This window comes from [Clostridium] fimetarium (assembly GCF_900111235.1).
Lineage (GTDB): Bacteria > Bacillota > Clostridia > Lachnospirales > Lachnospiraceae > Clostridium_N > Clostridium_N fimetarium.
In genome coordinates this window covers 97,333-111,808 of sequence record NZ_FOJI01000004.1, presented here as the reverse complement: position 1 = coordinate 111,808, position 14,476 = coordinate 97,333, and the positions used below count along the sequence as shown (strand labels likewise).

The following is a 14,476-nucleotide window of genomic DNA, read 5'->3' as shown; positions in this document are numbered from 1 at the left end:
GTACTTTGTATACATGGTTATTATATATAAAACTGATTATTAATGCAAGCCCTATACTGTTTCTTTATATTTACGAAATTTGTTTGGGGCCATTCCCTTACTATGTCTAAATGCGTCTCCGAAGTAATTACTATCGTTAAACCCACACAAAAATGCGATATCGGTAATTGTTTTATCGGTTTCTAGTAAATATTTGCAAGCTTGCTTAATTCTAACATTCACTAAATATTCCTTAAATCCGAAACCTGTTATCGTTTTGAACTTCTTAGATAAATAGGAGCGACTAATATTAAACTTAGTTGCAACCTCATCTAGATATATACTCTTATCATAATTATCAAATATATATGTAGCAACCTCTTGAATAAGGCTATTATCAACATCAATTTCTTTTATAACGTTTTCCTCATATTTTTGACAACGTATTATAAATAAAAGTAATTCCTGAAATATTAACTTGGTAAAACTTTCTGATAACGCATCCGGCATTTCACTTTCAAATATCAGTTTTGACATAATTCCTTCAACATAATCACGTCTCTTATCGGGAATTGATATGACAATCCCACTCAAACTGTCTTTCAATTCATCTTTCCCTAATGTCTCATAGATCCACTTTAAATCTTCATCATTAAAACTAATTGCTACTCGTTGATGGTTGCCGTTGGCTGGATAATTAGTTTTATGAATCTCTCCTGACGGTATTATAACCAAATCTCCTGGTTTAAATTTATATATATTATGGTTAAAAAACATATTACATTCGCCAGATATAAGATAAAAAAGCTCATGATATGGATGATAGTGCGTTGTCTTCATACTAAATAATGCACTTCTCTTCATTTTTGTTATTGTAAACTTATTTAGTCGTTTTGATTGCATGATAAGTTCTCCGTCAGTAATGTTTTTTCTGTAGCTTGTTCTATATACAGCCATAAATAAGTGGTTTATACTGTTTTTATACATTATAATCAAATTCATATATAAAAGTATTAATTATCTTGATGACAGCTTACTATATTGTAACACTATATAAGATATATCATCAATCAATTCGTGCTTTATTTTATATAAAATAATATTTATAAAATTTGGGGTGAGTTTATGTCAGAAAAAACTAATAAAAAAATAAGTACTGAGAAAAGGAATATGATTTTAGAAGGAAATGTAATTAGAACAATTCTAACATTAGCGGTTCCAATTGTTATAAATAGTTTTATTCAAACTATGTATAATCTAACGGATACTTATTGGTTAGGTAAAATCGGTACAAATCCAATGGCCGCAATAACTTTAGTTTCTCCAGTACAAAATATAATAATTAACTTTGGCGCGGGAATCACTGCCGCAGGTGCCATTCTGATTTCTCAATATATTGGTGCCAAGCAGCCAAAACAGGCAAAATTGATGGCTACGCATATTTTTATTTTTTCTATGTTATTTGCTATAATTTGCGCAATTGTGTGTTTCTTCGCTACGCCTAGTATCGTTAGTTGGCTTGGTGCAGATGGAGAAATCTATAAACTAGGTGTTACATATCTACAAATTGTAGTACTTGATATGCCATTCTTATTTATGATTAACTTATATACTGCAATTAATCAAGCACATGGGGACACTGTCCGACCTATGCTTTTAAATTCATTGGGAGTAGCTATAAACCTTGTTTTAGCTCCGCTCTTCCTTTTGACATTTAAATGGGGTGTAGCGGGCACTGCATTTGCTACTCTTATTGCAAAAGTTCCTTGTGCCATTATAGCCTACTATTCTATTACAAATAAGAAAAAAGATATTCATATTACTTTTAAAGATTTTGTATTTGAAAAATCAAAATTAATGTCTATTATTAAAGTAGGTCTTCCAACTGCACTGGGTGGTAGCACGATGCAATTCGGCTTTTTACTTATGACAAAAAATGTATTAAAATATGGTGCACTGGCAACTGCTGCTTATGGTATTGGTAATAAAATCAATGGTATTATTTCATTACCTTCTAACGGTATCGGTTCCGCCACTTCAACAATTGTTGGTCAAAACATGGGCGCCGGGCAGATTGAACGTGCTGATAAATCTTATCACATCGCTATGAGGATGGCCGTAATATTTCTCTTTATTGGTGGTTTGATACTTTCTAGACGTTCTATTGCGCAGCCAATTGTTGCTATTTTTTCTAAGGATCCTGAAGTTATTTCGATGGCTACTGATTTTTTATGCCTAATGGCTTTCTGTTGTTGGACAAACGGTATCTATAATGCAACCATAGGCTTATTTCAGGGTTCTGGGCACACAATGGTTACTATGCTTGTTGACGCCTCCAGGATATGGATATTTAGATTCCTTGTTCTCTACATATGTGAATCAATTCTTCACCTTGGTGTTGCAAGTATTTGGTACGCTGTAGTTGTTAGTAATGCTACATCTTCCCTCATACTATTAATTCTTTACAAAACGAATATATGGAAGAAACAAACAGTCAAGATTGATAGAGATGACGACGTACCCGATTACATAAATGACTAATTTGATTTTAGATTAACCTATCTAACAAAATTAGTCATAATCCTATCTTCTTTTTCTGGGAGTTTCACTCCTGCTTTCTTTCCAGCTTCAATTGACTTTAAAAGCCAAGCCATATTACGACCTAAAACGCGCATCGTCTGCATGCCCTCAAGATCTTGTTTCACTTCATCTGGAGTGTTTCCATGAACCATATTCCAATATTGGGATGAAACCACTGGCATATTTGCTATTGTAAAATATTTGTTGATCTGATCTAGGGTTGCTGAAGCTCCGCCTCTTCTACAGCTTGCAACGGCTGCACCCGGTTTTAATGCAAATAGAGAACTAGCGGCATAAAACATTCTATCTAGGAAAGAAGTAATCCCCCCTGATGCTGCTGCATAATGCACAGGTGTTCCAAAAATAAACCCATCACAATCCTTTACTTTTAATATTGCTTCATTTACAGTATCATTTGTAAATACACATTGATGCGTACCAGTTCTCCCACAATATCCACATCCCGTACATCCTCTCACAGGTTCGTTTCCAATGTAAAATATTTCAGTTTCAATTCCTTGTTTTTCTAGTTCTGCCGACACTTCTACAAGTGCAGTGTATGTACATCCGTTTTTTTTAGGACTTCCATTAATTAATAAAACTTTCATTTTTTTCTCCATTCCAAATATAGGATATAACTATTTCTTTATGATACTCTTCTTAAAATTAAAATATGTTGAAACTGCAGTAAGTATAATTCCTAATAAACAAATATAAAATCCACTTCCAAAGTATATTGAGGTACTAAAGGTTTCATCAACGGAACTTTTTCCCCATATCAGTATGATAATTACCTGAAGCAAAAATACGACAATTGATACCATATCCGCAATTAAAACATATTTTTTAAATTTAAAATATATTAATACAAGCATTGTAATCATTGAGAGAATAAATATGATCCCTAAAAATCCCCCAAGGCTGTATCCATTAAACAAATTACCATTATCGAGTCTTCCTATCCCTTCAACCTTTAAACCCCAAAAGTTAAAAAAGCTTCCAATAAAAGAGACAATAATTCCAATTATTGCAAATTTAATAGTTATGTCAATCTTCTTTACAATCTCGAAATTTAACTTGAATTTCCTTTGTATCTTTTCTTTCCCCTCAGAGTCATCCATTTTAATATCATCCATTTTGATTTCATATGGCTCATCATCTAAATTTAAATCTAACTGTTTCATATAAGCTCCTCTCATTACAAACAATTGTATGAATCTAAACGTATTTTAACAGTATTGTATTATAAATACAAGCCATTATAACTGTAACATATAAAAGTTTCGTATGACCGTTTCTAATAACTGTAGCTTATGAGCGTTAGAAATGTTTTTATAAAATATTAACTTTATCATTTTTTATTCCGATAATATATATGACTAAGAACCAAGGATGGTTAAATTTGAATGCCGCTTAAGCGGAAGATTGGAGAAAGTATGAGTGTAAACGGAATTAACACTTCAACACCAGCGTATCAAAAATACGATACTTCGAACAAAACCAAGGAAAATACTGCTAGCAAGGCCGGCAGTGACAGCAGTGCATCAAAAGATAATACTTCAGCTGCTGTATATGAAGCTTCATCTGATTCATCTACTTACAACGTTAAAAATTCAGCATTTATTGAGCACTTGAAGGCGGATTCAGAAAACAGAATTGCACAGATGCAATCCCTTGTCCAAAAAATGTTCGAAAAGCAAGGTATAGTGATTGGATCAACCGATGATATGTGGAAAGCATTGGCTAGTGGTAATTTTACGGCAGATGCAGATACCATTGCACAAGCAAAAAAAGATATTTCAGAGGATGGATATTGGGGAGTCTCTCAGACGTCTGATCGAATATTCTCATTTGCATCAGCACTTGCTGGTGGAGATGAAGCACAAATGAAAAAAATGAAAGCTGCTGTAGAAGACGGTTTCAAAGAAGCAACAAAAGCCTGGGGAAAAGACCTCCCTGGAATTTCAACTGATACCTATGATGCTACTATGAAAAAATTTGACGACTGGTTCACCTCCAACGCAGCCACTGCTAATTCCACTACTACTGAGGTCTAATCTTTTAGCTTAACCTTTTTAGCTTAATATTTTTTCTGAACCCTTTGCCGAATCATTTTAATGGATCTTTTGCTGGATCTTTTGCTGGATCTTTTGCTGGATTTTTTCTGGATCTTTTGCTGGATCTTTGCTGGGTCTTTAACTGGATCTTTAATTACAATCATTTTATCCCAATGATGACCCTTAAATTATATTTTACCCTAACAAAAAACGAGCGACTACATTAATACACTGTGGCCCCTCGTTTTTTTCGTCTAAAACAGTGCTGATTTTCAAAAATTATCACGTAAACTCCCGTCAACCTAAAATCATTCATTTGCCTTTGATGTATATCTTGACGAGTATGATAAGTTACTTATGATTTCGTTTATATACGTTAAGAGAAAAAGTTCTACTGTCTGACGAACGAAGTGAGGAGTTTAGAACTTTTTCTCTTTGCCTTTAGTATATAAACGAAATCATTAGTAACTTACATACAAGGAAACTAGTAGTCAAAGGCAAATGAATGATTTTAGGTTGTTCACAACTTTCCGTCTGAATTTTTAGAAATCCTCCGCAGTTTTACCCTCGCTCGCTTTTCACTAAAACTAACTTATCGCCTAGTTTTACGTGGTCACTTTGCAATTTATTGCTACTCTTAATTGTGTCCATTGTTGTATGATATTTTTTTGCAATATCCCATAAACAATCTTCATCTTTTACTATATATCCAATGATGCTCGGAATATCGCTGTAACTATTTTCCTCTAATTTCTCTACTCTTATATCTTTTATTACATTTTCAGATATCATAACAAAACAAATTGTATCTAACGAAATTGATGCTTTAATTTCAATCTCTTCACTTCCGGCCATCACTGCATTTAGCTGTTCCAGGTTTACATTGATATTGTATTTCATTTTATCATTGTCGATTCCTGTTGCAACATTGATTTTATGATTGAATGGCAGTGCACCCTTCATACATCCCATCGGCATATGATCGTCAGATGTCACATAGAAGATATTAACATTCACGACACCGTCTACTTCAATCCCGTCTTCAGTTAACGTAACATCATCAACCTTTGCAGTACCTGTACAGTTACATATTTGCAATAACTTGTTTGACGAATTAACCTTTAATCTTTGATTGATTCTACATTTTGAATTATTTCTAATAAGGAGTTTTTGAAGTTTCGCCGGCTCGGTTTCAAGCTCAATATTTTTAATTGGAGAATAAATATCATCTATAAGCGATATCTGTTTTTCGTCATATCCTTTAATATCGAGTTCTAATACAAGTTCAACTGAAACCACTCTGTCCTCACCATCATAGTCTGGCTTGACCTCCACATCCAAGCTTTGTATTAGATAGCTTACATATGTTATCATATCAGCATTACTTCCACTTACATCTACATTTCCATCAAAAGCGCTACTTGTTTCATACCACTGCAAACTCTGATTTTCATCAGCAGCGCTATATAGTATAAATGTGTTTAGTTCACCACTAATTACAAGCCCTTCATCATTTGCCCTTACTTCCATACTTTTTATAGCGACATCATACCACAACAATTCGTCTATATTCGGTTTTCCTGCTGGTAATTCTATACTATCTTTAATGCGGAAATTATCCTTCATGTTAACGATTAACTCTGCTATTTCCATATCCTTTTTTCTAAACTGAAGATTATCACAATTATTTTCTTTTTCTGTATCAACATCAACTACAAAATCTTCGTCTTCGAGTCTTTCGCTTGTAACAATTAGAGAAATTATTGCTTTTATACTAACTTTACGAGAGTTAATTGCCTTAATCGTCAAATCCTCAATTTCACCAATACAGGTGGTGGTTTCATCTCCATCCAAATTCTCAACATTAATTTTTTCTTGAAAATCCATATGCCCTCTCATATTGACTGGAACATCAGCCATATAAAGAAGTGCAAACTCCAATTCTCCAGAAATTTCAGCCTTGTCACCATTCACACGAATAGACTGAATATGTAAATCTCCTCTTTCTTTTACAATTTGTTCTATGTCTGGCTTTGCGTCAGGCACATTGAAGTCATCATCCAAAGTAATCTGAATTGTCGCCTTATTTTTGGTTTTGTACTCGTGAATATTTTTCTTAACTAGTTCCACAAAATTACCTTCCCTTCTTCGATTTTATGTCAACCTCGGTTACTAACAACCTAGTCATTCTAATTATATATACGCAAGCCTTACTAAAATATGCTAAGAAATATTAAATACAACTGGGTCATCACGTTTTTCTATCATAATTACAATATATGGATAGGTTTCCTTTTCATTTACTTCTTCACCTTTTGATGGACCAATGAGGTTCGTATCGATATAAATTGCATTTTGTCCTAAATATATTTCATTAAGCCTAATACTATATCCGCTAGTAGGTTGTGTTCCGTACCCGGCTACAATATATATGTAATCCTTAGTTGTATATGTCAGACGAAGACTGTTTTGCTTCTTCTCATCAATAATTTTCATAAGTTCAGTCGGAATATCTTGATCTTCTACAACTGTATACTCCAAATCCGCTACTTTTTTCGATGACGTTCCTGTGATTTTACAACTAAATATTGTTATTGTAATTGCTGCAATAATTATTAAAACAATAGCTCCATACAACTTAATCCTTTTATTTCTCTGCATAAAAATACCACCCAATAAGATTCATATAAATATCTTATTATGAGTGGCATTTATTTATTCATTAAGTTGTATTTAAATAGCGTAACCCTTCGATTTAATTACTTCGATAACCTCTTCAACACACTTTTGGCAAATTTCCAAAGTGGCAGCTTCTACCATAACACGGACTACAGGTTCTGTTCCACTTTCACGAACAAGAATACGTCCATTATCGCCAAGTTCCTGAGTTACTTTATTTACCGCAGCTTTAACATCAATATCCTCCTGCGTTTTCTTCTTATCAAGTACTTTAATATTCTTTAGTACCTGTGGAAAGATTGTTACGGGGCTCGCAAGCTGACTCAAAGATTTCTTTTTTGCAATCATAACTTCCATCATTTTAAGTGATGTAAGAATTCCATCTCCTGTTGTTGCATATTTACTAAAGATTATATGTCCAGACTGCTCACCACCAAGTCTATAGCCATTATTTAGCATATTCTCATATACATATTTATCTCCAACAGCTGTTTTTTCGTAATTTATTCCCGCAGCATCAAATGCTTTATATAGGCCAAAATTTGACATGATAGTTGTAACTACCGTATCACTAATCAGTTTGCCTCTCTCTTTCATGTATGAGCCATAAACATATAGAATCAAATCTCCATCTATAACATCTCCATTTTCATCCACACAAAGACATCTATCAGCATCTCCATCATATGCAAACCCTACATCTAGATGTTCTCGCTTAACTAATTCTTGAAGGCTTTCCATATGCGTTGAACCACAGCTAGCATTAATATTAATGCCATCCGGCTGTGCGTTAATTACATAAGTCTTTGCTCCAAGTGCATCAAATACACCTTTCGCAATTGACCACGCACTACCATTTGATAGATCAAGACCTACTCTCATTCCCTTAAATGAATAAATTGCAAGTGACATAAGATAACCCATGTATCGGTTACGCCCTGCGCTGTAATCAACTGTTCGACCAATATTTTCCTTAACTGCAAATGGAAGTTCACCCATCTCACCATCCAGATATTTTTCTATTTCATCGATGACGTCTTCACGCATTTTTTCACCAGAACTATTAATAAGCTTGATTCCATTATCATAAAATAGATTATGGCTTGCTGAAATCATAATACCGCAGTCAAAATCTTCCGTTCTAGCAACATATGAAACACTTGGCGTTGTTGTGACATGAAGAAGATATACGTCAGCTCCTGATGCTGTAAGTCCTGCAACTAATGAATATTCAAACATATAGCTGCTTCTCCTTGTATCTTTACCGATTACAACCTTAGCCTTATTGTCTTTGTGCTCTTTACCATAAAACCATCCCAAAAATCTACCAACTTTGTAAGCATGCTCAACTGTCAAATTAACGTTAGCCTCTCCACGAAACCCATCCGTCCCAAAATATTTACCCATATAAACATATACTCCTAACTGCATTCATTATTTTTAATATTTATCTAATCAAATTTATTGTCTCTCTATTATCTTTATATTTAATCATAAAGCGAACCTATATTAGGAATCTCCCCATTAAACATATGCCTTAATTCCCAACAGCATGTATTGTTTTTAAAGCCTCAATCCCAAAATATTAATTTTATAAAACAAAAACGCCCTGCGACACGTAACCGTGAATATTAATTTCTAATGATCCATTTCGCCGCAGACCGGCTGAAAGCAGTGCTTATGTTTTTTCCAAGACTCAGATAAAAATCGAACGAAGTGAGACTTTTCATCATCTCTGAGGCTTGCAAAAAAACATACTGCTTGAAGGAAAGGCAAGGCAAAATGAATCATTAGAAATTAATATTCACTCCACAACCCGCCCGGCGCATCCCTCCCATAAAATCAATATCCCTGCGGATTGCTTTTCTGCCATCTCCAAGAATCTTCACACATTTCGTGCAAATCCCGTGTTGCAACCCAGCCAAGTTCTTCTTTTGCTCGTGTTGCATCCGAATAGCATGTGGCTATATCCCCAGCTCTTCTTGGTTTGATAACATAAGGAATCTTTACACCTGAAGCCTCTTCAAAACTCTTAACAATATCCAGTACGCTGTAACCTTTTCCAGTTCCTAAGTTATATATCTTAAGACCAGGCTTTTCATTTATTTTATTAATCGCATTTACATGACCGATTGCCAGATCCACTACATGAATATAATCTCTCACGCCAGTTCCATCTGGAGTATCGTAATCATTGCCAAATATGCCAAGCGACTGAAGCTTACCAACAGCGACCTGTGTAATATATGGCATAAGATTATTAGGGATTCCATTAGGATTTTCTCCAATAGTCCCACTTTTATGTGCTCCAATTGGATTAAAATAACGAAGTACAATCACATTCCATTCTGGATCAGCTTTTTGAATGTCGATTAAAATCTGCTCAAGCATTCCCTTCGTCTGACCATAAGGGTTCGTGATTTCCCCCTTAGGGCACTCCTCTGTAATAGGCACAAATGCGGGTGTCCCGTATACTGTAGCCGAAGATGAAAACACAATATTCTTTACATTATGTTTTCTCATTACATCAAAAAGCACTAACGAACCTGAAATGTTATTAGTATAATATTCCAAAGGCTTCTCCACTGATTCTCCGACAGCCTTTAACCCTGCAAAATGAATACAAGAGTCTATCTCCTCTTTTTCGAACACTTCACTTAAACCAGCAGCATCCTTAATATCAACCTTATAAAATTTAACAGGCTTACCTGTGATTTTTTCAACTCTATTAAGCGATTCTCTGCTTGAATTACTCAAATTATCTACTACCACGACTTCCATTCCAGCCTTCTGTAATTCAATAATTGTATGACTCCCAATATAACCTGCACCACCTGTAACTAAAATTGCCATTATAATATTCTCCCATCTTTGTAACTTTTTTTTATTTTTTAGATCTTAAATCACTTTTTTATTTGTTAGATCTTAAATCACTTTTTTATTTGTTAGATCTTAGATCACTTTTTTATTTGTTAGATCTTAGATCACTTTTTTCATATCGTTTTTGCATAATTTCTTTACTTCTCTTCAGTATTTCAACAAAACCACCTGCTGCATAGGGTATTGCAAATATGAAATATTGAATTATATACTGTGATTTTGCTTCCCACACAATATGAAATATAAAACCACCAATAATAATCATTCCCAGAAGCATCTGATTGGCATTTAAAATTTTACGTTTTACTATTATATAAAATGCCGCACATATCCATATGAAAGACTGGTAAAAATTCATAAATCCTACAACGAGATTATGCCAAAATCCAACGTACATACTTTGTGTGAATTCTGATAATTCTTGAGTATGATTGTTGGCGCAATTACTTTCCCATATTGACATATATGTCGGTTCTGTCCACTGTAACGCTATTTTTTCACTAAAAAAGCGCAATCCTTTTCCTGGATTTTGAGAATAATATGTCAGTTGTTCTTTAATGTTTTCAGCTCCAATTTCAGCGGCTATTTTCTCATTGTATTTAGCAGCTTCATATGTTTTCACCGTATACTTGTTATATGTACCTTTACCAAACCAGCCATCTTGAAGGCCCATTGCAAAAAATGTAACCATTGGTATTCCTTCATTTATCTTAACATTTGCTCTAATACTATAATAGGAATTAAGTGCACTATTTGAACAAATTGAACTTGCCACCATCAATACAGCAAATATAACATACAGCGCCTCTTTCTTTTTAAAGAAATTGATTAGAAGCATAATAACCATAGCAATCAGAACTATAGAATAGTTATTCTTTAGTATAATTCCAATGCTGATACAAATGATTGATATTATTATATATTTTGTTTTACCACTTTCTAAGAAAGCAAGCTCCATCCACAATGCTAGTGAAGCAAATGCTAAGCCAAAGAGATTTCCATACACATAAGTGCAAAAGAACATAGCGCAAAAGCATCCAAACAATAATATTAGTATAACTTTTGAAATTTTCTCGCCAAATGAAAGCTTCGTAATGCGATATAGTGAAAAAAATGTAACGCATACCGCAATTGCATTCAATAATTGAACCACCTGGTAATAATCACTTCCAACAACCCTATAAATACCCTCTATAAACGCAACGATTCCAAGCTGATATGGATATTGATATAAATAATGACCTACACTAAATGCTGAATAATCTCCCTTTATAAACTCTGAGGCAATCATAGACACAAACAGTCTATCCGCAACGGGCTCACTGTGTGTGATTTTCACCCAAACTACTGAAAACACAAATGTAAAAATCATAAGAGCCCAGACTAATTTTTTAGCATTTAATTTTGCTAATGAATATTTATGATCAATGGTTAAAAACACAAAAATCGTAATTACAAATAGTACGAATATAACAAGAATATTATCTACCCTATATAATGTCCATTCTGCATATGTTTTATTGAAATATGCACTAATCAAAAAATTTGATATCGCCAATAATGAAAATATAACTAGGCTGAAATACACCAGCACTTTAACTGATAATATGTGAATCCCCTCATACACTTTGTTCAACTTAAGCTTCATACACAGTTACTCCCTATAATTCAACAATATTTTAGTATAAAATATTAGCAAGCAATATGCCTATCAATGGTGGGTATGTCTTCCTAGGATTGGCTCTACTACATTTGTTATGTGTTAACATTATACATGCGTTACAATGCAAGAACATTGCCCCCTGATAATAATATTCTTCTTGCCCGCATGTACAAAAAAACTATCACCTGGCTTATACTGAAGTGTCGTATCTTCTACCGTAATCGTTCCATTACCTGAAAGAATAATTACCGAAACAAATGAAGTCTCATCTACCGAAATTTTCACTTCACTTAATACATCATACTTAAAGCATTCAAAATATTTGCACTGTACAAGTAGTTCTTGCTGATAATTCTCGTTACTAACAATTAATTCACTACTGTCATCCTTAACGTATGGCTCAATATCTACCACATCAAGCGCTTTCTTTAAATGAAGTTCTCTAGTGTTTCCAAATTTATCTCTTCTGTCGTAATCATATAATCGATACGTACTATTTGAGTTTTGTTGAATTTCACATATAAGAATACCCGCTCCAATTGCGTGAATTGTTCCTGCTTTCACAAAAACGCAATCACCTCTTTTAACTTTAATCTCGTTTAAGACTTCAGTTATCGTATTATTTGCAATTCGCTCGCTAATCTCTTTTTTACTTACTTCTTTGGACAAACCGCAATAAAGAACAGCTCCTTCTTCGCAATCAAGAATATACCACATCTCATTTTTTCCATACTCGCCCTCATTCTCAAGGGCATACTCATCATCTGGATGAATCTGCACAGACAAAGGTTGCTTGGCATCAATAAATTTTATTAGTATTGGAAACCTGTCTAAAGCCTGGCATTTCCATCCTAATTGTTCTTTACCAATCAGCTGGAGGTATTCATTAAATAGCAAGCCTTTATATTTGCCTGAGGCTATACGACTTTGTCCATCTGGATGTGCTGATAACTCCCAGCTTTCACCGATCACATCGTAGTCACACTTCTTGCCAAACACGGTTCTTAACTTAGTGCCACCCCAAAGATTATCTTTAAATGCTGGATCAAGTTTTACGAGTGATGCTTCGTTGTTTTTATTATAGCCTTTTCCATGTCCATATATCTTGACCATATCAGATTCCATTAACTGTTCACCAATACCAACTTCAATAATTACAACATCTTCATCTGTATTGTTAGCAACCTTATGCTCCATTCCTATTGGAACAAAGACACTTTCATATTTATGATATTCTCTTTCTTGGTGACCTAGTGTGATTGTTGCCACACCTTCAACTACAGACCAATGTTCACTTCTAAATTCATGTTGATGAAGATTCATACTCATTCCAGGAAATACAGTTACTTTTTTAACTTTGTATGAATCAGAATAAGTTAGTAGCTCATGAACTCCCCATTCTCTATAAGATAATCTATTATAATCAAAAAATTGGGAGTACTTATCATGGTTTTCTTTAATTATATCCTTAATATTTTCTATAGATTGTTTATTTGATACATATACTGCATCGTCTGTATTAACAACAACAATGTCTTTTAAATCATTAGCAACAACGAGTTGTCTCTGAGATCTGTTAATCACTGATACATTCTTACATTCATTTATTATAACTTCTTCTAAATCAGTTTCATTTTTTATTTCTTCCAAATCACATACATTACCAACATCCTGCCATTGAAATCCAATTTCGATTACCTTTGTCTTATCTTTCTTCTCCAAAACAGCACTTTCAACACTCTGTTTAGGGATTTTTGACATAATATCATAGTCGAATCTAATACTTAATCTGATCGCTGATACTTTTTTTCTTGCTGCAATACAATTTTGGAATATTTCCGGTGCGTTTTCTCTAAGTACATTTAAAAAATCACCTGCACGGCAGAGAAAAAGTCCACTATTCCATAAGTAGCCTTCCTCGTAAGTATATTTTTTTGCTTCATTGTAATTCGCTTTTTCAATAAAATCAAGGATATCTTGTCCATTATGTTTAATATATCCATATGAAGTAGATGGCTTTTCGGGTTTAACTCCAAATAAAACGATTTCACCTTTTTTAGCCATTTCTTTTGCCGTAAGTATTGCTTCTTGATATTCTTTTCCCTCGATAAGATTATCTGAAGATACTACAAACACAAGTTCAGACTGATTGCAAAACATACAGCCTAAAGCAATAGCAGTTGCGGTTCCTCTGGGGTTACCCTCTAATAAAACTCTATATCTTAAACTTTGGAATACCTTCATCTGACCTTCAACGATATTTATATACTTTTCATTTGTAACTATTAAAAATTCATCGCAAAAAGGCATATTTCTTACAATTGTTTCTTGTAAAAGAGATCGTCCTTCTTTTATATTCATAAATTGCTTTGGATAATTTTTTCTAGATAATGGCCATAAACAATCTCCACTTCCTCCAGCTAAAATAAGACACTTCATTTTGTTTCTCCTTATTAATTCTCAATATGAAAATCAAGAATCGAATGCTTTTAATTTAGTAATTTCATCCCCATATATAGGTAAATATAACATATTCATATTTATTATGCAAATTATTTGCCTGCAATAGTAGTCCCAAAATAAAAGGCCGTCAACATTCTGACGGCCTTTTATCATTGGGTTATAATCCACTTTTTAT

At 33.7% G+C, this 14,476-nt stretch carries 11 protein-coding genes; 2 read left to right on the top strand and 9 right to left on the bottom strand.

All coding sequences use genetic code 11. The features are described 5' to 3' along the window. Positions 1-51: 51 nt before the first annotated feature. The gene (locus BMY18_RS06620; RefSeq protein WP_092451847.1) at positions 52-882 is read right to left on the bottom strand and encodes a helix-turn-helix domain-containing protein; all 831 of its coding nucleotides are present in this window, start codon (positions 880-882) and stop codon (positions 52-54) included. Between the two features lie 222 nt (positions 883-1,104). On the opposite strand from BMY18_RS06620, the gene BMY18_RS06615 reads away from it, so the two are divergent. Beyond that, entirely contained in the window at positions 1,105-2,520 is a 1,416-nt protein-coding gene (locus BMY18_RS06615) for an MATE family efflux transporter (RefSeq protein ID WP_242940981.1), read from the top strand. A gap of 17 nt (positions 2,521-2,537) precedes the next feature. On the opposite strand, the gene BMY18_RS06610 is transcribed toward BMY18_RS06615, so the two are convergent. Beyond that, complete coding sequence (locus BMY18_RS06610; RefSeq protein ID WP_092451845.1) at positions 2,538-3,167, bottom strand: flavodoxin family protein; 630 nt, start codon at positions 3,165-3,167, stop codon at positions 2,538-2,540. Positions 3,168-3,197: 30 nt separating this feature from the next. Further along, complete coding sequence (locus tag BMY18_RS06605; protein WP_092451843.1) at positions 3,198-3,743, bottom strand: hypothetical protein; 546 nt, start codon at positions 3,741-3,743, stop codon at positions 3,198-3,200. A 252-nt stretch (positions 3,744-3,995) separates the two neighbouring features. Between BMY18_RS06605 and BMY18_RS06600 the strand changes: the two genes are divergently transcribed. Next, positions 3,996-4,616: a hypothetical protein gene (locus BMY18_RS06600; RefSeq protein ID WP_092452196.1), complete on the top strand. Its 621-nt coding sequence runs from the start codon at positions 3,996-3,998 to the stop codon at positions 4,614-4,616. 561 nt (positions 4,617-5,177) lie between these two features. On the opposite strand, the gene BMY18_RS06595 is transcribed toward BMY18_RS06600, so the two are convergent. From BMY18_RS06595 to BMY18_RS06570, 6 genes are all read right to left on the bottom strand, one after another. Beyond that, positions 5,178-6,746: a DUF3794 and LysM peptidoglycan-binding domain-containing protein gene (locus BMY18_RS06595; protein ID WP_092451841.1), complete on the bottom strand. Its 1,569-nt coding sequence runs from the start codon at positions 6,744-6,746 to the stop codon at positions 5,178-5,180. Positions 6,747-6,839: 93 nt separating this feature from the next. Next, complete coding sequence (locus BMY18_RS06590; RefSeq protein ID WP_092451839.1) at positions 6,840-7,277, bottom strand: protease complex subunit PrcB family protein; 438 nt, start codon at positions 7,275-7,277, stop codon at positions 6,840-6,842. A 72-nt stretch (positions 7,278-7,349) separates the two neighbouring features. Then, entirely contained in the window at positions 7,350-8,702 is a 1,353-nt protein-coding gene (glmM, locus tag BMY18_RS06585; protein WP_092451837.1) for a phosphoglucosamine mutase, read from the bottom strand. A 435-nt stretch (positions 8,703-9,137) separates the two neighbouring features. After that, positions 9,138-10,148, bottom strand: coding sequence for a UDP-glucose 4-epimerase GalE (galE, locus tag BMY18_RS06580; RefSeq protein ID WP_092451836.1), 1,011 nt, complete (start codon positions 10,146-10,148; stop codon positions 9,138-9,140). A gap of 112 nt (positions 10,149-10,260) precedes the next feature. Further along, positions 10,261-11,823 (bottom strand): glycosyltransferase family 39 protein, encoded by a 1,563-nt coding sequence (locus BMY18_RS06575; protein ID WP_092451834.1) that lies wholly within the window; start codon positions 11,821-11,823, stop codon positions 10,261-10,263. Positions 11,824-11,943: 120 nt separating this feature from the next. Continuing rightward, positions 11,944-14,277 carry a type I phosphomannose isomerase catalytic subunit gene (locus BMY18_RS06570; protein ID WP_092451832.1) on the bottom strand — a complete coding sequence of 778 codons (2,334 nt, stop codon included), beginning with the start codon at positions 14,275-14,277 and terminating at the stop codon, positions 11,944-11,946. Positions 14,278-14,476 lie beyond the last annotated feature (199 nt).

What these genes read in the sequence shown, in the direction of transcription:
- BMY18_RS06575 (WP_092451834.1), bottom strand. Translation starts at nt 11,823, where the DNA reads ATGAAGCTTAAGTTGAACAAAGTGTATGAGGGGATTCACATATTATCA.
- glmM (WP_092451837.1), bottom strand. Translation starts at nt 8,702, where the DNA reads ATGGGTAAATATTTTGGGACGGATGGGTTTCGTGGAGAGGCTAACGTT.
- BMY18_RS06615 (WP_242940981.1), top strand. Translation starts at nt 1,105, where the DNA reads ATGTCAGAAAAAACTAATAAAAAAATAAGTACTGAGAAAAGGAATATG.
- BMY18_RS06620 (WP_092451847.1), bottom strand. Translation starts at nt 882, where the DNA reads ATGCAATCAAAACGACTAAATAAGTTTACAATAACAAAAATGAAGAGA.
- BMY18_RS06570 (WP_092451832.1), bottom strand. Translation starts at nt 14,277, where the DNA reads ATGAAGTGTCTTATTTTAGCTGGAGGAAGTGGAGATTGTTTATGGCCA.
- BMY18_RS06610 (WP_092451845.1), bottom strand. Translation starts at nt 3,167, where the DNA reads ATGAAAGTTTTATTAATTAATGGAAGTCCTAAAAAAAACGGATGTACA.
- galE (WP_092451836.1), bottom strand. Translation starts at nt 10,148, where the DNA reads ATGGCAATTTTAGTTACAGGTGGTGCAGGTTATATTGGGAGTCATACA.
- BMY18_RS06590 (WP_092451839.1), bottom strand. Translation starts at nt 7,277, where the DNA reads ATGCAGAGAAATAAAAGGATTAAGTTGTATGGAGCTATTGTTTTAATA.
- BMY18_RS06605 (WP_092451843.1), bottom strand. Translation starts at nt 3,743, where the DNA reads ATGAAACAGTTAGATTTAAATTTAGATGATGAGCCATATGAAATCAAA.
- BMY18_RS06600 (WP_092452196.1), top strand. Translation starts at nt 3,996, where the DNA reads ATGAGTGTAAACGGAATTAACACTTCAACACCAGCGTATCAAAAATAC.